At 62.5% G+C, this 21,383-nt stretch carries 9 protein-coding genes; all 9 read right to left on the bottom strand.

Translation table 11 applies throughout. The features are described 5' to 3' along the window. Positions 1 to 113: 113 nt before the first annotated feature. A complete protein-coding gene (locus FHY06_RS32930) occupies positions 114 to 1,298 on the bottom strand; it encodes a hypothetical protein (RefSeq protein WP_184607514.1) in 1,185 nt (394 codons plus the stop codon). Positions 1,299 to 1,327: 29 nt separating this feature from the next. Beyond that, positions 1,328 to 3,049, bottom strand: a complete 1,722-nt coding sequence (locus tag FHY06_RS32935) for a ShlB/FhaC/HecB family hemolysin secretion/activation protein (RefSeq protein WP_184607533.1) — start codon at positions 3,047 to 3,049, stop codon at positions 1,328 to 1,330. A 38-nt stretch (positions 3,050 to 3,087) separates the two neighbouring features. Beyond that, on the bottom strand, positions 3,088 to 3,729 hold the full coding sequence (locus FHY06_RS32940; RefSeq protein ID WP_184607515.1) for a hypothetical protein: 642 nt from the start codon (positions 3,727 to 3,729) through the stop codon (positions 3,088 to 3,090). Positions 3,730 to 4,406: 677 nt separating this feature from the next. Beyond that, positions 4,407 to 4,958 (bottom strand): hypothetical protein, encoded by a 552-nt coding sequence (locus FHY06_RS32945; protein ID WP_184607516.1) that lies wholly within the window; start codon positions 4,956 to 4,958, stop codon positions 4,407 to 4,409. After that, positions 4,955 to 15,040, bottom strand: coding sequence for a hemagglutinin repeat-containing protein (locus tag FHY06_RS32950; protein WP_184607517.1), 10,086 nt, complete (start codon positions 15,038 to 15,040; stop codon positions 4,955 to 4,957). Before FHY06_RS32950 ends, FHY06_RS32945 begins: the two co-directional genes overlap by 4 nt. A 270-nt stretch (positions 15,041 to 15,310) precedes the next feature. Then, on the bottom strand, positions 15,311 to 16,267 hold the full coding sequence (locus tag FHY06_RS32955; RefSeq protein ID WP_019656032.1) for an alpha-E domain-containing protein: 957 nt from the start codon (positions 16,265 to 16,267) through the stop codon (positions 15,311 to 15,313). 11 nt (positions 16,268 to 16,278) lie between these two features. After that, positions 16,279 to 17,775, bottom strand: a complete 1,497-nt coding sequence (locus FHY06_RS32960) for a circularly permuted type 2 ATP-grasp protein (RefSeq protein ID WP_019656031.1) — start codon at positions 17,773 to 17,775, stop codon at positions 16,279 to 16,281. Positions 17,776 to 17,873: 98 nt separating this feature from the next. Beyond that, on the bottom strand, positions 17,874 to 18,734 hold the full coding sequence (locus FHY06_RS32965) for an oxepin-CoA hydrolase, alternative type (protein WP_019656030.1): 861 nt from the start codon (positions 18,732 to 18,734) through the stop codon (positions 17,874 to 17,876). A 160-nt stretch (positions 18,735 to 18,894) separates the two neighbouring features. After that, on the bottom strand, positions 18,895 to 21,342 hold the full coding sequence (locus FHY06_RS32970; RefSeq protein WP_184607518.1) for a DNA internalization-related competence protein ComEC/Rec2: 2,448 nt from the start codon (positions 21,340 to 21,342) through the stop codon (positions 18,895 to 18,897). Between the last annotated feature and the right edge of the window lie 41 nt (positions 21,343 to 21,383).

Here is a 21,383-nt window from a genome sequence, read left to right on the forward strand (position 1 = left end):
CGGCGTGCTCTCCACGACGGTCCCCGCTCGCGCAGCAGTCAGGCTCCGTGCAAGGACGGGCATATCGCGGCAGCTCTGGATTTGCTCGCTACCGCAAACAAGGCGGCGTGAAGTCAGGGCTTGACAAAGAGGACCAGTGGAGGACGCCCCTCGATCTTCGCAACGTAGTACGGGTGATCAGTAGCGACTGGCGCGGTCAGCCTGTACTGCCAGGTTCCGCCCGCCTGTTCCAGGCTGATGCGCGCGCTGTTGGCCGTTGTATGCTGAAGCACGTCACCGGAGGTGAAAACTTGCCGACGCTCCAGCCAATCGAAGAAGCCACTCGAATTTACGCTTCGCGGCATCGACATCAGGCTGATGGCGCTCTTGGCGATGGCCGCAGGGTCTGCATCCAGGGAAAAAATCAGATCGCCCGAAGTCGGCAGCGGTTGATAGCGGAAATTGAAGGTATACGGCGCTTCCGCCACCGAATCGCTGGCACGGACGAATTGCAGACAACCAGTATCGGCGTCAGCGAATGATGTAGCCGATGTCAGTGCGCCGGAGGAGGAATTTGCAGAACCGGTGACTGCAAAAGTCTTGACGTCTGGCACCAATGCGAGTTCTGCAGCGGTTTTCAATGCACACACGCCAGTCGCATGGCCGGTCGGATAGAAAAACAAGGTGCCACTGACATCGCTGGTGTAGGTCAGGGACAGGAAACGCGAAGATCCGCCGATAACCAAGCCTGACGAGTAGCTCAGGCTCGCCAGATTCAATGAGAGCGTATTCAACTCAACCGGCATGGTCGCCTCGACATACGTCGAGGTTGCGGTAGCAAAATTCAGGATCTGACCTTTTGCTCTCAATACATAAGAACCCGGGTTGACCTTGGGCATGAGGAGCTTGACCAGATTGGCGGTATGCGGGAAGAACAGCCCGGCAGAGCCGCCACGCAATGAGACTGTCCCCGCATTCGTGCCATCAGGATTCTCGAGCGAATAGGTCACAACGACCGCCGACGCAAACGCCGGAGACAACTCGATATCGAGATCACCGTTCACCGCGACAGGACTGACGGTATCGAGTGCCCGGCGAAGAGATGCAACGGGGGCAGCAGATGGAGCCGGTGCTGCGGCGGGTGGAGCTGCCGGGCTTGGTGCTGACGCCGGAACCGAGGCTTCGGCAGATGCCGGCGAAGCCACAGGTGCAGTAGCCATCGGAAAGGCGGCTCCTCCTCCACTGCCACTCCCACCGCATCCGTGAAGTACCCCGATCGCAAGTATTGCTGCCGCTTTGACGATTGCGTGTTTTTCCATTGAGAACCCTCCCTCTGTTTAGTAGTTGACTAGAAGCTTGCGTTGAGATTGAAGCCCAGCGCGACCTTCGCAGTGCGATAGCCCTCTGGCTTGCTGATCGGCGCGCCAACGAAGAAGTCGTAGCTCAGCTTGCTCCACTGGCCGCGCACGCCGATGACTGCGCCGGCCAGGCTGCGACCGAGCAGGTCGATCGTCGAACGGCCACTGACACGACCATAGTCGGCACCGACGTACAACTCAGCCCCGCTTTGCCCAACCGCCCATCCGATGTCATTGCGGATGAGCCAGCCGCGCTCGCCCATCAGGCTCGTCTCGCCGTCGAAGCCGCGCACCGTATAGCGGCCGCCGATGGCGAAGCGGTCTTGAGGCGTCAGCGGTGTGCGGTTCCACTGGGCGCGGATCAAGCCGGAATAGCGCATCTTCTGCTCGCCGAGTCTGAACGGCGCGTTGAGGCTGATGTCGGCGGTGTAGAGCTTCAGTCGCGACGTGCCCTCGCCGAATTCTTCTTCCGGCGCTGTGCGCGAGCCGAAGCCGCCGGTGCCGCGCTTATAGGCCAGCGTCCCTTCGAGCGTCGCCTCGCCGATGTACTCCTTGTGATTGAGGCTGAGCTCCCAGCCGCCGACCACCCGGTGCTGTACCTCGACCTCGGTGTCATCCACGAAGTTGCGCGACTCGCGACGCCAGCCCTTGATCGCCACGCTCGTCTTGCGGCTCTGGTCGCGGTAGACGAGGCGCGAGAGCTTGACCTCGGCGTTGTTGGACTTGCCGGCGTAGACGTAGTCCTGGTTCAGGCCGGCCACGCTCTGGTGGTACTGGCTGTTGGAGGCCGTGAGGCCCAGCAGCCAGTAGCCATACGGCAGCGAGTAGTGAACGGTCTGGCCTTCGGTGCCCTTGGCCGGATCGCCGAAGAGGTGGTTGTTGATGTTGTGGTTGGCGCTGACGTAGAACAGGTCGTTCAGGCCGAAGGGGTTGTCCAGGGACAGCGTGGCGCCGGCCTGGTAGCGGCCGGTGGCTTCGGTGCCGCTGTCGTCGAGGCTGAGGGTGACGCGCCACTTTTTGGGTTGGACGTACTTGACGACGAGGTCGCTGTCGCCGGGTTTGGCGTTTGCTGCTGTCGAGGGTTCGATCTGGATGTCGGCTTCGGCAGTGGGGGAACGCTTGAGGTTTTCTAGGCCTTGTTCGATGTCGCGCAGGTTCAGCAGGTCGCCTGGACGTGCAGGAATGGCTGTGGCCAGCAAGGCAGAACTGCCGAGCAACATAGATGAAGAATCAGGCGTCGTCCGAATGGCGGCGATTCGACCGGACACTAGCGAGAGGGTCAGCGTTCCGGTGGACAGGTCTTGCGGTGCAGCCAGCACGCGGGTGGTAACGAAGCCGCGAGCAATCACGGTCTGCTGTGCACGTGCAAGGACTACGTTGACACCCGCCGTGCCCAAACAGCGGCCCACGGGTGAATCATTGCCCTCGAGACCGGACAAATCGGCGACGGCCCATTGGAAGGATTCGGACTGCTCGCCGACCAGCAGCACACGACTGATGCGGAAGCACGGGGACTCGGATTCGGGAATACGCTGCGCAGGCGCGGCCGGTGTGGCCTGCGGGCGTTGATCAATGGTGCGCTCGTTCTGTTCGCGCAAGGCACGTTCGCGCTCTTGCTGGCGCTGCTGTTCGACGAAGGGTTGTGGTGTCGCAGGCGATTGCTGAGCCAATGCCATCAGAGGGGACGCGGCAAAGGCTGCGGCCACGGCCATGCTCGCGCGCCGATGCGCGCCAACGGGACGAATCATGATCAGCGCTTGAACTCGACCGCGCGGACAGCGGACGGCTTACCGGAGAAACCGCTCACGGTGCCGTCGCCACCGAAGAGGATGTCCACCGGCTCATCTTCCTGGGTCGTCCAGTACCGCCAGGTGTTGCCGTTCAGGTCCTTGGTGTCGCTGCGCGACGGATAGCTCAGCGACATCAGCACCTGAGGCTTCGTCATGCCGGCGACGACTTTGGCCGAATAGACGGCTTTCTGTACGTCGGAACTCCAGCTCGCAAGCGTCAGCTTGGGGTCTGTCGGAACAACGATCTGGCGCATCCAACGCTGCATGTCTTCCTTGCTACGAGCTGTGTCATCTCGCAGAGAGACGTAATCGCCGCCAATCGTGCCGTAAGCGTATTTATCGCGCTTCATGGTATCGATCACTACGGGCTCGCCGGCCGGCACGATGGCACCGCCCAGCGTGTTGGTGCTCGAAACCCAGCCGTAGTCAGGACGCAGGTTGCAGCAGGTGTAGCCAGTGATCGGCGGGGCAAGCTTGGTAGCGCAACCGGCCACGAAGAATGCAGCGGCCAAGACTGCAGCGAAAACAATGCTGCGAGGAAATGTTTGTGATGGTTTCATAGTTTCAAGCAAGCCAAGATCTAGCGAGAAGCGGCGGGACAACTCGGGATACTCCGAACCTCAACCGGCCGAGGTGCGTCGGGATCGGTCGCATCCATGACCGCGAGGCGGCAGGACATCTTTTCCCCCCAGACGAACTCGACGGTGTACGCGTGGTTCTCCGCGGGCCTAAAACTCACTGTCACGGGGCCGCAACTGCCGGTACGGTAGTTGACGTTCCCGCCGCCCGTGCTCCAACTGCCCGTGCTACGGACCTGAATCGGCTGTCCAGGCTTCGCCTCATGAACCAGATAAGGACTGGCACGAGTGCCAGCGCGCAAGGCACTCGCGATCCATGGGTAAACAATGCCATTGCCCGTATAGGCGGCAGCGCCCAAATGCTGAAAACCCTGACAAGGCGTTTCGACGGTACTCACAGCAAACTGAGCATTGGCCGAATTACCGAAGGTGCGCATAACAAGCTTGGCGGTGCCAGACTCGACGTGCTTCAACTCGTTATAGCCAGTATTGGCACGCACGTCTGCCGCTGCCGCCTCCGGATTGATCTGCGAGTAAGCGCAACCGGCAAGCGCAATCACCGATAGGCATTGCCCAACCACGACGCAAAACGTGCGCCCACTTGATTTTCTCATTTCACCCCCTCACAGCAATCTATTAATATAATGAGACCAAATCTTCAACCCCAAAACACTCAAATCCCCAAAGAAGCATTCATCGACTCACAAATTTTTTCCAATTAAAGTTTTATCGTAAAATTTTTTCAGCGATTTGAAATATTCATCCCCCTCATCAACGGCAAGAGTCAGCACCCTCTCGATTTCAAGGCAGCCTTCTTTTAGCCCTTGAAAAAGCACTTCATTCACATCCCAAATTTCGCTTGAATGAAGTATTGTTGCCGCAGCCAAAACCAATGATATTGCAACAACCCCTTTCGACGACTCAGCATTCTCTTTGATGTCAAGTGTCGAAAACTCAAAATAAGGCTTCTCAGAGTCCAATTCCCAATATTCATTAAGGCGATAACTCAAAGCCCCCCCATCAACATGTATTTGGTCGCATTTCAAGAGATAGGAGTACACATTCTGTCGATCCAAATTAATTTTTTTAATCTTCTGAAATTCTCCTTTTTCATTTCTCGTCACGATCTCCAAATCAAAAGGAAGAGAATTTTGTTTCAATAGGAAAAGCAAGTTTGATTTCGTCTTCTCCAGTAATTCATCGACGTCAATCTCAATGAATTCGAAGCTTCTAGTTGAAAAGTCAAACCTCATTTTTTCCACCAATCTGGCAAGCCCATCCTTGCGCGACCGCTTTCAATAGTCACATACCCCTCCGCTGTTTTTACGACGATGGTATTTACTACGCCGGTATTCAGTGCGTTCCCCGCCAAAGGCCCTCCACGGGCAAAATCCATCAACTTCGCCGCACTCATATTTGGTGCATCAGCGTACAAAGTTACATCTTTCACTGAAAAATCGGCCCCGACTTCATTGATCTTCCTTGTCTGTGTCAAGAGGTACGAAGGGGACGCGGATGAGGTTTCCTTAAGACTAATCGGCACGGCCTTGCTTTGATTCTGTGAAACATACCAACCGTCAATAGCAGGGTAGTCAGAACCGGCAGACCTCCGTCCGTTCACCTCTTGGCCAGGGGTCAGTTTGGGCGCTCCAACAAAGTAGCCACCAACATCTTGGGTTAACCTTTCCATTTGAAGTACCTCGTGCGGCTTCATACCCGAGGTTGAAACCACATGAGGGACCAATGGAGCGTCCCGATTCGCATTGATTCCGATCAAGGCCGCATTGACCTCTGATATCTCTGTTCGTTTCGCTGCAGCCACAGCACCAGCCTCATTAATCGCCTGCTTCAACATCGCGACACGCCCGCCTCCACTGCTAGCCACCATCTTTCCAAGGCCCCAGCCCACGCCGCCTATAGCAGCCATTGCGTGGTTTTGAATGTTTTCCTTGTACCACCGCTGGTCTTCTGAGCTCAGAAATTCCGTACCCTGATCGACCACCATACGCAAGATGGTGCTCCCCAAGCCCTGCATTTGATTCTCTAGTCGCCCGACGGCACCCGGATCGGAGCGGATGAGTTTCGCCGTAACCATCTTGCCGCTCGCGATGTACTCTTCCTTCAGCGCGGTAAAAAGACCCTGCTTAACGCCATCAGGCTCCTTCTTTAGGTTGCCAATGTCAGTTGCCGCTGCTTGCAGTGCGTACAGATACGCTGTAGTCCCGGGCCTGACGCCCGGAGCAGCAAGGTTGTCATATAGGAATTTGCTTTCACTGAGCAGGCCCGAATTGATCGCATGGTTAGTGAACTCTGCCTCGTTCCGCGCTTGAAAATACTGCTGAGTGCGCCCCTGCCCGTCAACAAAGGTGGTGCCCAATTCGCGCCGAAGTTCGCCCAGGTACTGCTGTGCGACTCTGTCATTACCGTAACCTGTGAACGCCGAATCACTTTCGGCCAAGGCTTGCCGCCCCAAACGTTGCTCCCACTCATTGGCAGTTAGTGTGTTCCCTCTTTCATCTTTTGCATCGTTCTGCGCCAGTTGGAGTGCATATCGATGAATAGCCTCCGTCTCCGTCGGATGCAGTTGTCGATTGTTGATGTCGACGGAATAGGCGCTGGATGTTCCGGTATCTCCGCCGACAAGCCCACCGATTGCTGCAGCCGTAACGGCCCCCAATGCTTGGGCAACTGGCGTTGCTAGCCCCATGCCGTTGATGGCCGATCCGATCCTTGGCATCAGAGCCGCACTCGCACCTGCGCCGAGCGCCCCCCCTATGCCACCGGCAAGCGCGCCCGCCGCTGTATGCAAAGCAACCCGGTACTCCCCACCTTCGGCCCACTTCGCCGCCTCCGACGGGTCAGAGTTCTTCAGCTCGTTGTACTTCTTGTCTGCATACGTCCCGATCTCGCGCGATGCGTTCTGGTTGAACTGCTGCGTGAGCTGCGCCTGCGCCCGCACGTCCTTGACGATGGTCTGGGTGTTCCAATCCTTGACTAACGTGCCGGCGCTGCTGCTGTCGCCCGTTCGCACACTCTGATCGCCCGCGATGCCCGAGATTCCCGACTTGGTGACGTTAGCCTGGTTGGAACCACTGTAGCCGCCGATACCGGCGCTGCCGCTGGGAGGAATCGCTGACTGTCCTTCCTTGGGATTCCACGATGGCGCGGAATCGGCCTTCGTGGTGTAGCCCAGGCTCACCCCACCGCTGACCGCATAGCTGCTGCCGCTCGACTGACTGACATTCTGCAAGTCGGTCATGGTGAGCGCACCGCCCGTACTGAAGCTGTTCTTCTTGCCGTCGATGGCCGCCTGCGTGCTCTCGATCACCGCGCCCTTCAGGTCGGTGTTGCCCGCGACCTTCACATCGAAACCGCCATCCCCGGCCTTGATGCCCGACTGCACGGCCGGACTGACGAAGACCCCGTCCGCTTTCGCGCCGGCCGCGTTACCGCTCACGGTGGCGACTGCGCCGTAGCAGATCGGCGGAATGCACAGACTCACGCCGAAACCGCCGCTGGACTGCCGGCTCTGGCCAATGCTCACGTCCTGCAGGCTCTCGATGTCCAGCTTGCCTCCCACGTCCGCCACGACACGGTTGGCTTCAACCGTTGCCCCCTTGAGCGTGAGGTTGCCGCCACTGGAGATGTTGACCGCCTTGCCGCCCGAGACCTGGGTGGCGTTGTACGTGGTGTCGTTCTGGTTGTTGCTGCCCTGGCCTTTTTGCACGCCCAACTGGATGCTGAAGCCGGTCTGGGCGCCCGCACCGAAGGTCACACCCACATTGGCGCCACGGCTGGAGTTCTCTCCCACCGTCACGCTCGTGTTCTTGCTGGCTTCCAGGGTGACGTCGTTGTCCGCCGCCAGGTTGACCGTGTTGCCCGCGGCGATGGTGGAGCCCACGGCGTGGATGTTCGAGCCCTTGTCGCCCCCTGTGGCGACGATGTTGACGTTGTTCGCCCCCACCACGCTGGAGCCCACGGCCTCGCGGATGTTCGTGAAGCTCTGGCTCTGACTGGTGCTGCGGCTGACGTTCACGCTCACGCCGTAGCTCAGCCTGCCAGTGCCCCCGATGGCCTGCACGGCGTCGTAGGCCTGCTTGCCACTCAGGGCCAGGTTGACGGCACCCAGGGCCTGCATGCGGCCATCGCCCGTCTCGCCCATGGCCTTGATCGTGCTGTGTCCTCCCTTGAGGGTATCGGTGCCGACACCCATGAAGTTCGCGCTGCCGCCCACGATGGTGCTGGAACTCTTGTCCAGGGTCACAGACTGCGTGGTGTTGTAGGCCTCGTTGATGACGACGTTCTTGGCGAGGATGTTGACGTCGCCGCCGACCAGCGGGCCGGCCTGTCCCGCAGCCAGGATACTGCTGGCAGTCTGGCGGTATTCGTTGCCCGCCACCAGGGTCACATTGCCTTGCAGGCTGGCGACTTGGCTGGCCTGCTGCGTCGTGCTGATCTCGGCATGGGCTTGCGAGCCCTTGACATTGCCGATGGCCGGGTTGTACCACTGCCCCACCATCCCGGACTTGCTGTTGGCGCCGTAGCTACTCGAAATCCGCTGGTTCTGCGCGCTCTCGATGGTCAGGTTGTGCCCCGCCATCATGGTGATGTGGTTGTCCGCCACGACGGTTGCGCCCTGCAGCAGGGTGTCCCTTCCGCTCACCGTTTGCAGGCTGCCAGCCGAGATCGTGGTGCCGATGGCCTGAGTGGAGATGCCCGCGTCGGCGTGGTTAGAGGACTTCTTGTTGCCTGCGATGGCGACCGCCGTGGCATCGCCCATGAAGGTGCCGGCGGCCAGGCCCATGCCGAACGCCGTGCCGCTGGTCTTGCTTTGTGCCGCATGCAGCTCCAGATCGGTCTGGTTGGCGGTCGTGAGCTTGATGTCCCGGCCCGCGGACAGGCTCATTGCGTCGTCGGCGTGGAGTTGCGCCGCCTGCAGGCCGATGTCATTGCCCGCTACCAGCGTGACACTCTTGCCGCTCAGGCTGCTGGAAAGAACTTCTGTCTTCGCACTGGTATCTGCTGTGCTCGAACTGCTCTTCCTGAACAGGTTCTTAGAAGACTTCTGGGTGGCCGAGGCGGTATTCGTTGTGGCTTGGCCCGAGGTGATATTGATGTCGTTGGTGGCGGTGACGACCAATGCGCCGTCCACGCTCTGCACCGCACCTGCGCGCACGTTGACATCATGACCGGCGGTCACACGCACGTTGTCCTGCCCCTGGATGACGGAGCCGACCTCCCGGCTTTCCGAAGAAATACCTGCCGCGCCTGGTGCATTGAACACGAGCGTGTGCCCTTCGGTCACGGTGCGGAGGTTCACGTCATGCCCGGCACCGACGCCGACCGAGCCCGCGCTGACCAAGGCTGCACCGATCAGATTCACGTCGTGCCCCGCGGAAGCGATCAGCGTGCCGCCCGGGTTGGTGACGTAGACCCCGGCCACGCGGTCTACGGCACTGTTCGCACCCCGCGACTGCGTGGTGGTCTGCACATTGATATCCCCGCCAGCGGTCAGGACGGCTGCGTTCTTGGCGGTGATGCTCGAGCCGATGTTGTTGATGTTGCCTCGCGCATTGATGCTGACCACATCACCCACAATCCGCCCGCCGTCAAGGTTGTTGACGTTCGCGACATCGATCTTGACCAGGCTGCGCCCGGCGATGGTGCCGGTGTTGGTCACATCGCCCGTGCCCTTGATCTTCACGGCGTCCGCGCTGAGCAAGGCGCCGGAGCCGTCAATGTCGCCCGGCAGCGCCCGCACATACACCTGCGGTACAAGTACCCTCTGCGTCGAACCATCTGGCAAGGTAACGGTCTGCTCGACCAGCCAGACAATGTCGCTCGTGAGCTGCGCCATCTGCGCCGCAGTCAGTGCCACACCAGGGCGCAACCCATACTGCTTCGCAAAGGTCACCCCCGAATTCATCAGTGCGGTGTATTGGTCCTCATCGTTGCTGAACCCATCCAGATACCTATAGCCCGTCAGTCGGGCGACCTGCTCGCGGACGAGTTGTTGCTCGTAGAAGCCGTCCCCCAGGCGCTTGAGGATGTTGTTCGGATCGAACCCGAAACTGTTGAGCAGATAGTCGCTGCTGAGCCAGTTCCGGTAGTTCGCAAACCGTGGGTCGGTCTCGATCAGGTAGTTGCCGCCAGCTTGTGTACGGAACAGGCTCGCCTGCGGCACGTTCAGGTTCGGCGTGCTGGTGCGCACCACGGCCGGGACGGTCCGGGTGCCGCCCGCATTAGCTCCGCCAGTTGTGCCAGCTCCTGTGCCACTGGTACCAATGACCATGCCCACATTGGCCGCCACCTCTACAGTGACTCCAGGGCCCGCCCTGCCGGTTGCACCACTGGCGCCGCCACCGGTCGCACTACCGGACCCTTTGGCTGCGCTACCTGAGTTGTAGCCAGTGGTCGCATTGAGGTTCTCCTCGCGCTTGTAGGCCCCCAACCCGATGCTCTGGGGCGCGGCTACCAAAAGCACGTTGGCGGCCTGCACTTGGCCCTGATTGTTTTCCGCGCTCGCCAAGCCCGATACATTGACAGAGCCTGGCAATTGATAGCCTTCGTAGGCGGTTGCGGTGATCGTTCCTCCGGCCAACACCTGGCTGTTCTCGTTGTACAGGCGGCCATTGACAGTCATGCTGCCGCCCGAGATCAAATGCGCCGGATCGACGTTGATGGCCGTGTCAGTGACAGTGGTGAGGTTGTTGGTCCAGACGCTGTAGCCGCCCATGCCCACCAACTCGCCAGTGTCCTTGCGGTAGACCCAGCCGTTGACCGGATCGAGATTGACCTCCTCAAGCTTGTACTGCGTGGTGCGGCCGATGCCGCTGCCAAGGGGAGTTGCGGGCTCGATGCCCTTCTGAACACTCTGCGTGGTGATCGGGGCACCGCGCTGGATATGTACGTCTCGGTTGTTGACGTTGGCCATCGAGATGGACATCTTGCCCAGGGATTGGATGTCAGCACTCAAGTTATCGAGCGTGCCGCCCTGACCGGTAGCCTTGCGGCTGGCGTCGAGCGCACCACCGATGGCCATGTCGTTGCCACTGAAGATCAGCGCATGTTCACGGTTCGTGAGGTTGCGCGCCCCGATGTCCAGATCGCCGCGTGAGGCAATGGTCGCGGCGGACGTCCTGCCACCCTGAGTCTCGGTGTCGTTGAGCAGGGTGTTGGTGGCGATGGAGATGGTGTTGCCGTAGAGGCGACCTGTACCGATGTTGTTCAGGGTTCCAGCGTTGACCTGCGTGTTGCCCTGGCTGTCGATCAATCCTCTGTTGTTAAGGGTGCCCGCGTTGACGACCGTGTTCGTGCCTGACATCTCGCCCATGGCAGTGTTGTCGACGACGCTCCCATTGACCGTCAGGGTAGTGCCCGCAAGCAACTTTGCGTTGTTGGTCAGGTTGCCGGTGGTGCCATAGGTCAGATTGCCGCTGACGCTGATATCTCGGTTGTTGACGACGTCCTGCGTTAGCGCGACGGAGAGGTCCTTGCCCGTCGTGAAGCTCCCATCATTGCTGAATTTGGCAGCATCGATCTGGAGCCTGTTGGTAGCCGTCAGGGTGCCGCCCGTGTTCATCAGATTGAGCGTCTTGACGCTCGGATTCCCTGCGTTCGGATCGACGATCTTGAGGATGCCGTCCGCCGACAAAAGACCGCCCGTGGAATTGTCAACGGTGCCACCGCTGGTCACCGAGAGAGTCTGCGCAGCTCGTATGGCACCGGTCTTGTTTCCGAGGCCTCCGGCGTTGACTACGACGTTCATGCCCTCGATACCCCGATTCGTGCCACTCGTGTCGGCGTTGTCGACGCTCGCCGCGTTCAGGGTCGCGGCATCGTTGGAGCGCAGCAAGCCACGTGCGTTCAGGATCGCGCCGCTACTGACCGTCAAAGACCCGACCGCCTGGGTTTCGCCGCCGCCGTTGTCGTAGCTCGTGCCGGTGGCGTTGATAGTGACCGCAGCCTGCCCGATGACCTTTCCGCCGGTAGTGTTCGAGAAGCCTTGCGCACCTGTTGTCGTGGCGCTTAACACTCCCTTGGCGCTGATGAAGCCTTCGTCATTTTTGATGGAACCCGCGTTGAGCGTCAGCGTGTCGGCACTCGTGATACCGCCCTGGCTATTGGCATAGCCAGCAGCCTTGGTGTTGGTTAGCACCTGGTTTTTGGTATCGATGGCCATCGCAGCGCCAGACTGGATCAGACCGGTGTCGTTGTTCAGCGCCCCGGACTTCACGTCGACGCTAGCGTTCGCGGCAATGGTTCCCTTGGCGCTGTTGTCCAGCGCTCCCCCATGGGTGTCGATGCTCAGGCTGCTGCCGAAGACCTTGCCACCCGCGCTGCTCAGGCCGCCATTGCTCAACGTCGTAGCACCGCCGGCTTGTAATGTTCCGCCTGTGTTGTTGGTGGTGCCTGTGGTAGTCACAACCAGATTGCCGTTGACGGCCGCGGTCGTTCCTGCGCTGTTGTCCAGGCTGGCGGCAGTGATCGTGGTGTTGCCATTGGAGGCCAACGTACCGCCTGCGTTGGTTGCCGCACGTGCGACGGTTGCATTCAGGTTGCCGACGGCCGTCAGGTTGCCTGCGTCGTTCTTCAAGCTACCTGTCTGGACGGCGGCATTCCCGCTCGCCAGGATCTGGCCCGCCGCGGAGTTGTCGAGGGAATTCGTGACGGTGAGGCTCAGGTCGGAGTTGCCGGCTGCTTGCAGCTTCCCACCCTGGTTGGTCATCGAGCCCGCGCTAGCCGTGATGACGCCATTGCTGGCGATGGTGCCTCCATCGTTGGAAAGAGCGCCGCCGACATCGAGCGTCGTATTGCCAGGGCCGGCCTGCACAATGCTGCCAAGTCGCTGGTTGCTCAGTGAGCCAGCCTTGATGTCGATCTGTTTCGCGTAGGTGGTGCCGGCGTCCTGGTTGAACGCACCAGCGAGGCCGACGGCCAATGCGCCGTTTCCGGTGATCTTGCCGCCCGCGCCATTGAAGCTCCCACCCGCGATGTTCAGCGTGCCAGCGCCCGCGTGATCGATCTTGCCGCTGCTGTTCGTAATGGATGTGGCCTGGAGTGTCAGATCCTGGCCGTTCGTAGCGATGCGGCCGTTCGAGTTGTCGATGTTGCCACTGACGGCAAGGACAGTTGCGCCAGTGCCGGTCTGCACGATCTCGCCCCTGTTGGTGTTGGCGATGTTCGAGACGTTGATCTGCAACTGAGCGGCATTGAGTTGGCCAGCGTTGTTGACGAGGCTCTGGGTCGCTTGGCTGTTGGCCGTGATGGCGAGCGTGCCAGAAGGGCTCGAAGTAGCAATGGTGGCACCGCTGGTGGTCACATTGCCTTGGGTCGCCACGATCGTGATGTTGGCCGCGCCGGTCTGCATGCCTGAAAGATCGACGGAAGCCCCCTTGAACACGGCGTTGCCGTCTGCGAGGTTGGTGCCGGTGGAGGTCAGTGCCTGCATGGCCGTGACGCTCATGTCACCGGTGCTTTGCAGGTTGCCTCCTGCTCCATCGAGGCTGCCAGTCTGGATCGCAAGCGTCCGGCTGCTGGCGATACGACCAGCGGTGTTCAGGAGTTGCTGTCCCATGTTGAGCTGGACGTTGCCGCTCGCCGAAGAAATGGTCCCCTGGCTGTTGTTCAGGGATTGACCCGAGACACCGAGGTTCTGGTTCGACGTCAGTGTGCCCGAGGTGTTCTGGATCGCTCCGGCGACGTTGGCGGTCAATGTGCCCGTGGCTGAGAAAGTGCCGCGCGTGTTGTCGGCATTGCCGCCGACTGTCAGATTGACATCGCCGTCGCTGGTGAGCTTGCCGTCGACATTGAGCAGATCGCCGGTCGTGTTGATCTGCAGGCTGCCTGCGCGCAGGGTGCCGCCGCTGTTGTCCAACTGGCCCACGTTGGCGCTGAAGCTGTTGCTGACGTTGAGCGTGCCGCCCGCATTGCTGAAGTTCGGACCGCTCACTGCCATCGCCGCGACATTGAGCGAGCCGCCTGCATTGTTGATCTGCGGCGTGTTGAGCGTGATGGGACCACCCGCGTAGATCTTGCCGCCGTCGTTGGAGATGGTGCCGCCGGCAGCGATGACGCCTGGTGCGGGTGGCGTGTACGTTGCCGGAGTGGACGCGCCACCGGTGCTGGTGCCGCCAGTATCCGTTGTCGATGGCGTCGCGGAGCCCCCACCGCTGCCTGGCGTCGAGGTCCCCGGGGTTGCTGTTCCGCCGCCGCTTGTACCGGCGCTCACTGGCTCAGCACCGATCACTCCGCCACTGGTATTGCTCAAGACCGGCGAGGTAATCGTCAGGCCCGCCGAGCTGCCCTGGCGGATCGTGCCGCCACGGTTCGAGATATCGCCAGGCGTGGTCAGTTCGACGCGTTGGCCTTCCAGCGTGCCGATGTTCTCGAGGCGGCCTGCCGCAGTAACGACAAGTCCCCCTGCACCCGCGCCGATATTGCCGGCGTTACGCACGCCCAGACCAGCCTCGCTCCCGATCAAGACGATCTTGTTTGCGTACATGCCGCCCAATGCAGCAACGTCGAGCGCAAAGGTCGGAGCAGCGCCCGTACCCGCCGTGGGCGTGATCTGGCCATGGTCGGCGCTGATCTGATTCGCGCCGGTCACCACCTTGAGCTCGCTCGCCCAGATGCTCGCGTTGGCCTGCACAGCACGCGCAAGAATGGCCGCGTAGTCGGTCTTGCTTGCATCGAGGCCCGCGCCGTCGATGGTGATGGTTCCGCCACGAACCAGGAAACTATCGAGGCCGCCGACGGCGTTGAACTGCGGCGTGCCGGTGGTAAGCGTGGCGCGGCTGGCATTGATGAAGCCGCCGCCGTCGACGCTGATGCCCGCCGGGTTCGCGATGATCACTTCCGCGCGCTGGCCGCCCACTTCGATGTAGCCGCGAAGCTGGCTGGGCGTTCCGCCGTTGACCTCGTTGAGAATGATGCGCGCCGGGCCCGTGGCCAGATTGGGGTTGCCCTGAACGAACCCACCAAGCTGGGTCTGCACGTTCACCCGGCTGTTGTTCAGGATGGCGCCGTTCGAACCGACGCTGAACTGGTTGTAGACGTTGCGCGAGACGCCCGCGGCGGAAGGCGTCTGGATGTTGACCAGCGGCACGCCATTGGGTGCCATCAGTACGGTCGGGCGAAGGTTGCCGGGGACGTTCGGGGCACCGACGATCTGGGCGTGTGCGGCTCCTGCGATTAGCACACCTGCGAGGGCGGCAGCACCTGCGGCGGTCGTCGCCCTGCTGGCGCCCTTTCCAGTGCTGGCGGCCGTTTCCTGGACCACCATGCGCATCCCTCTGGCCGCGTTGAAGACCACGCGGTGCAAGTGCCGATTCATTGTTCTGACGCTCCCTGATAGTTGTCACGTCACATTCAAATCTGTGACGAAATGAAAGCTACGGGGCGCGATTATGAAAGAGCGGCGCTTGCGTTCAAGGAATTAATACATGCTTTTCAACGACTTAGGTGAGCCTTATCAGAAAGATTAATTCTTATGGATTAAATATTGTTGATATTTCACAACGTCAACAATTGTCAAAAATTGAAGCGAAACAGGTAAAGCATCGCCTTTGCCAGAAGGACGATGCTTCCTCATTTCGCTAGAAGATCAATGCGCCGGAACCAGAAAATCCTGGCTGATCCGAACCCCCAGCTCATTCACCCGATCGAGGAATTGCGTGAGATACGCATGCAGCCCCGTCGCCAGAATTTCGTCGACACGCGCATATTGCAGATCGGCCAGAAGTTTTCCGGCGCGGCGCTGCGTTTCAGCGCTCTGCTCGTTCTGAACCTTCGCAAGGTTGTTGACCACCTCGACCAGGCTCGCATGCAGCGAGCGCGGCATGTCCGCGCGAAGAATGAGCAGTTCGGCCACGCGCTCCGGCTTGATCACGTCGCGGTAAACCTTGCGGTAGACCTCGAAGGCCGAGACGCTGCGCAGGATCGCGCTCCAGTGATAGAAGTCGTACTCCTGGTCTTCCTCGGTGGCGGCGCCGAAAAACTCGCTGTTGAGCGCGTGGAACTTCACGTCGACCAGGCGCGCTGTGTTGTCCGCACGTTCCAGGAAGGTGCCCAGGCGCGAGAAGTAGAAGGCCTCGTCCTGCAGCATGGTGCCCAGCGTGACACCGCGCGACAGGTGCGAGCGGAACTTGACCCACTCGAAGAACTGGCCGGGGTCGCGCTCGAAGTCGCCCGAGCGCAGCATGCGATTGACTTCGAGCCAGGTGGTGTTCTGCGTTTCCCAGGCTTCGGTGGTGAGCGCGCCGCGCACGGCACGTGCGTTCTCGCGAGCGGCCTTGAGGCAGGAGACGATGGACGAAGCGTTGCTCTCGTCCTTGACCATGAATTCCATCACCTCCTTGGGCGCGATCTGGTCGTACTTCTGGTTGTACCAGGGCAGCAGTTCGCTGATGGAGAGCACGCCCTGCCAGCCGTACTTGGCGACTTCGGCGGACTGCGGCAGGAGCGAGGTCTGGTAGTTGACGTCCAGCATGCGCGCCGTGTTCTCGGCGCGCTCGGTGTAGCGGGACATCCAATAGAGGTGGTCTGCGGTGCGGGACAGCATCGTTCGTGCTCCTACTGCGATTGGCTTTGCGACTGTGCGGGAGCCTTGGACTTGGGCACACGGTCGGCTTCGAGAATCCAGGTGTCCTTGGTGCCGCCGCCCTGCGACGAATTCACCACCAGCGAGCCTTCCTTGAGCGCCACGCGCGTGAGGCCGCCGGGCACCATCTGCACTTCGCTGCCCGAGAGGACGAAGGGGCGCAGGTCGATGTGGCGCGGCGCGATGCCGGCGTCGACGAAGGTGGGCGAGGTCGACAGGCTCAGCGTGGGCTGGGCGATGTAGCCGTCGGGCTTGGCGATCACGGCCTTCTTGAAGTCCTCGATCTCCGCCTGCGTGGCGGCGGGGCCGATCAGCATGCCGTAGCCGCCGGCGCCGTGCACTTCCTTGACGACCAGGTCCTTCATGTTGTCGAGCGTGTACTGCAACTCGTCCTTGTTGCGGCACATGTAGGTGGGCACGTTCTTCAAGATCGGCTTCTCGCCGAGGTAGAACTCCACCATCTTCGGCACGTAGGGGTAGATCGACTTGTCGTCGGCCACGCCGGTGCCCACCGCATTGCAGATGACGACGTTGCCTTCGCGGTAGGCACGCATCAGGCCCGCGCAGCCCAGGGTCGAGGTCGGGCGGAACACCTCGGGGTCGAGGAAGTCGTCGTCCACGCGGCGGTAGATGACGTCGACGCGCTTCGGCCCGCGCGTGGTGCGCATGTAGACGAAGTTGTCCTTCACGAACAGGTCCTGCCCCTCGACCAGCTCCACGCCCATCTGCTGCGCGAGGAAGGCGTGCTCGAAGTAGGCGCTGTTGTACATGCCCGGCGTGAGCACCACCACCGTGGGCTCGGCCGTGGCCGGCGGCGCGCTGGCGCGAAGCGTTTCGAGCAGCAGGTCGGGGTAGTGCGCGACCGGTGCGATGCGGTTCTGGTTGAAGAGCTCGGGGAAGAGCCGCATCATCATCTTGCGGTTCTCGAGCATGTAGCTCACGCCGCTGGGCACGCGCAGGTTGTCTTCGAGCACGTAGTACTCGCCGTTGCCCGAGGCGTCGGGCGCCCGCACGATGTCGATGCCCGAGATGTTCGAGTAGACGTTGTGCGGCACGTTCACGCCCATCATCTCGGGGCGGAACTGGGCGTTGTTCAGGATCTGCTCGGCCGGGATGATGCCGGCCTTGATGATTTCCTGGTCATGGTAGACATCGTGAAGAAAGCGGTTGAGCGCCGTCACGCGCTGCACCAGCCCTTTTTCCATGCTGTCCCACTCGTGGGCGGGAATGATGCGAGGCAGCAGGTCGAACGGTATGAGCCGCTCGGTGCCGGAGCCGTCCTCGTCCTTGGCGCCGTACACCGCGAAGGTGATGCCGACCCGGCGGAAGATCATTTCCGCCTCTTCGCGTCGCGAACGCATCACCTCACCGGGTTGCTTCGCGAGCCATTGGTCGTAGCGCTTGTAATGCTGTCGAATCGCAGCTCCAGCGTAGGGAAGCTGCTCGTACATCTCGTCAAATTTGTGCATGGAACGACCAATCTCCTTGAGCTCGTAGCTTAGCAAGTTCAGGGCCAGTAGAACCCCTGATGCCAAGGCCGGAGACGGGCCGGATGATCTTTCCTCGCTCAGCCGGCGGAGCCCTCCTCGCTCCCCGCCTCGCTCGCTTCCTGCTTCTTGCGGGGCGACAGGAATCCCTTGATGCGCTCCCCGCTCTCGTCGCTGTAGAGGCTCGTCAGGAAGGACTCCCGCTCGGCCTCCAGCTGCTCGCGCCGGCTGCGTCCGCGCGCCGCATACACGAGCTGCTTGATGCGCGCCTGCACCTCGAACGGCCCGCGCGCAAGCTGCTGCGCCCAGGCGAGCGCGGCGGCACCGGCTTCCCCATGCGGCACCACCTTGTTGACCACGCCCAGCTCATGCAACCGCCTGGCAGTGCACGGCGTGCCGTCGAGCAGCATTTCCAGCGCGGCCTGCGGCGGCAGAGCGCGGGCCAGCGAATCGGTGCCGCCGCCGTCGGGCGAGAGGCCGACGTTGATGTACGACATCGCGAACTTCGCGTCCTCGGCGGCCACGATGAGGTCGCAGGCCAGGCTCAGCGAGAAGCCGCCGCCCATCGCCGCCCCCTCGACCGCGGCGATCACGGGCTGCGGCGCCTCCTCGATCGCCATGAGCCATTCGTGCAGCGCGTCGATGTGGCCGCGCTGCTCGGCGGCCGGCAGCTTTCGCTGGCGGGCCAGCCGCCGCAGGTCGCCGCCTCCGCTGAAGTGATCGCCCTCGCCGCGCAGCACGATGGCGCGCACCGTGCGGAAGCCCGCGGTGGCGCGTATCGCCTTGGCCGCCGCACGGTAGACCGAGGGATTGATGGCGTTGCGCGCCTCCGGGTTGCTGAGCGTCAGGATGAGCACCGGGCCTTCGCGGTGCATGTCGAGCCTGGCGCCCGACGCGGGCGCGGCGCTCGCGCTGGTGATGGCCGGAACCGCTGTCGTCATGAAACCCGCCCTGCGGTCACGCCCCGCTGCAAGCGTGGACGTCTGTACATGTTGCCCCCTTGTTACCGAGTTGTAGCTACCCAGTAAAACGCAGGATTCTTCGGCTTGGATTCGTGAAAATGAATACCTTTAAGCTACTTTTGACAATTAATTCACAGTTTCAAGAGCCCGGGGGCTCCGAAGGGGGCAGGCGGTGCTGCCAGTACCGGGCGCGCTGCTCCCGTTCGCAGACGACGTCGGCAGGATGCAGGCTGCTCCAATGCGCGGCGCCGCAGCGGGTGTTCTCGATCAGCCGCACGCCCCGGTCGAGGTAGCGCGCGACCACCTCCCGGGCCGGATGGCCGAAGCGGTTGCGGTACCCCGCCTGCACGAGCACGATGCGCGGCCTGACCTGGTCGAGGAAAGCCTCCCCCGAAGAAGTCTTGCTCCCGTGATGCGGCGCCAGCAGCACGTCGGCATGCAGCAGCTGGGGCGTGCGCACGACCAGCGCCGCTTCCTGCAGCCGCTCGATATCGCCGGCCAGCAGTGCCGCCGCGCGTCCGTTGTCGACGCGCAGCACGCACGAAACCGCATTGGGCTTGCCGAAGCTGCGGTAATCGCTCTCGAAGGGATGCAGCACCTCGAAGCGCACGCCGTCCCAGCTCCACGACTGCCCTGCCTCGCAGCGCTTCGACGCACGCATCGCCTGCAGCGGGTGCGTGGCCTCGATGGAGCTCAGCAGCTCGGCCTCGGGCTGCATCGCGAGCACCGCGGGCGCGCCGCCGATGTGGTCGGCATCGCGATGGCTCACCACCAGCGTGTCGAGCCGCTCGCCGTAGGCCCGCAGCAACGGCACCAGCACGCGGTGGCCCGCGTCGCTTTCGAGGCTGTAGCGCGGGCCGGCGTCGTAGAGCAGGCTGTGTGTGGCGGTGCGCACGAGCACCGCGTTGCCCTGGCCGATGTCTGCGGCGAGCAACTCGAACTCGCCCATCGCAGGCCGGGGCGCCTGCCACAGCAGCACCGGCAGGAGCAGAGGAACGCCAAGGCTGCGCAGCGACCACGGCAGCCGCATCGCCAGCAACACGCCGCCGCCCACGCCGCAGGCGGCCATCCACAGCGGAGGCGCTGCCATCGACAGCGTGGCATGCGGCAGGCCGGCCAGCCATTGCAGCAGGAGCGCGAGCGCATGCACGGCCCAGGCAGCAGCGTCCCACAGGGGCGGCACCGCCACGCCGAGCATCGCCAGCGGCGTGATCACGAGCGTCACCCAGGGAATCGCCACCGCATTGGCCACCAGCCCGATCAGCGACACCTGCTGGAACAGCAGCAGGCTCAGCGGCGTGATGGCCAGCGTGATGGTCCATTGCTCGCGGAAGAAGCGCAGCAGCCGAGCGGCCCCGGCGGCCTGCTGCTCGCCCGGCATTCCGGCGTCCGTCGCGAAGAGCACGCCCACCGCGACGAAGCTCAGCCAGAAGCCAGCCTGCATCAGGGCCCACGGATCGAGCGCGACCACCACGGCGGCGGTCAGCAGCCACACGTTCGGCCATGGCCAGCGCCGACCGGTGAGACGCAGCAGCGCGACCGTCGCGAGCATCCAGACCGTGCGCTGCGACGGCACACCCCAGCCGCTGAAGAGCGCATAGAGTGCGGCCAGCAGCACGCCGCCGACCAGCGCCGCCTGCTGGGCGGGCAGCCTCAGCATCAGCCTTGCGCTGTGGCGCCAGAGCAGGCCAACCACGTGCGCAGCGAGCCAGGCGAACATCGTGACGTGCAGGCCCGAGATCGACATCAGGTGCGCCACGCCCGTGGCACGGAACACGTCCCAGCCGGCGCGGTCTATGGCGTTCTGGTCGCCGGTGACGAGGGCCGCGATCACGCCTGCGCGGGCGCGGTCGGGCACGCGCTCGAAGATCGCATCGCGCACGGCCTCGCGGGCCCGCTCGATGGGGTGGCGCCAGGTGGAGTCGACCAGCACCGGCGCCACGTCGCGCGTGCCGCTGCGCACATGGCCGCTGGCATGCAGGCCTTGCTCCCACATCCAGAGTTCGCCGTCGAAGCCATGCGGGTTGCGGTTGCCGTGCGGCGCCTTCAGGCGCACCGTCAGGCTCCAGCGCTCGCCCGCGTGGAGCACGGCGACGTCGGCAACGGCCCGGGGTGCGCGGCTCCAGAGGCTGGAACCCTCGGCATACCAGCCGAGCGCGATGCGATCGGGGACGACGGGCAGGCCCTGGGCGCCGGCGTCGGCCCAACGGGCGGATTCGACATCCAGCGTGAAGCGCGTGCCGGCCTCGTTGCGCTGGGGCATCTCGGACACGACCCCCGTGACGCGCAGGTCCTGCCCTTCGAGCGCAGGGGCCAGTGCGCCTGCGGCATAGGCCACGGCACGCCACCCCGCGAGCCCCGCGCCGGCCATCGCCCCGCAGGCCAGGGCGATGAGCAGGAGCGCCCTTCCCGGCAGCAGCCGCCAACACATTCCGGCCGTTGCGGCCCACAGCAAACCGGCATAGACCCATGCCGGCCACAGCACCGGCTGCTGCAGTTGCAAGGCCGCTCCCAACAGCGAACCGCCCAGCGCCGCGAATGCGCCGGCAGCGCCCACAGCCCGGCGTGACGCGCGATTCCGCGTCATCGGACAACTCCCGAACCCATGATGCAAACCCTCCCCGAACC

The organism is Variovorax atrisoli, from assembly GCF_014195185.1.
Taxonomy (GTDB): domain Bacteria; phylum Pseudomonadota; class Gammaproteobacteria; order Burkholderiales; family Burkholderiaceae_C; genus Variovorax; species Variovorax atrisoli.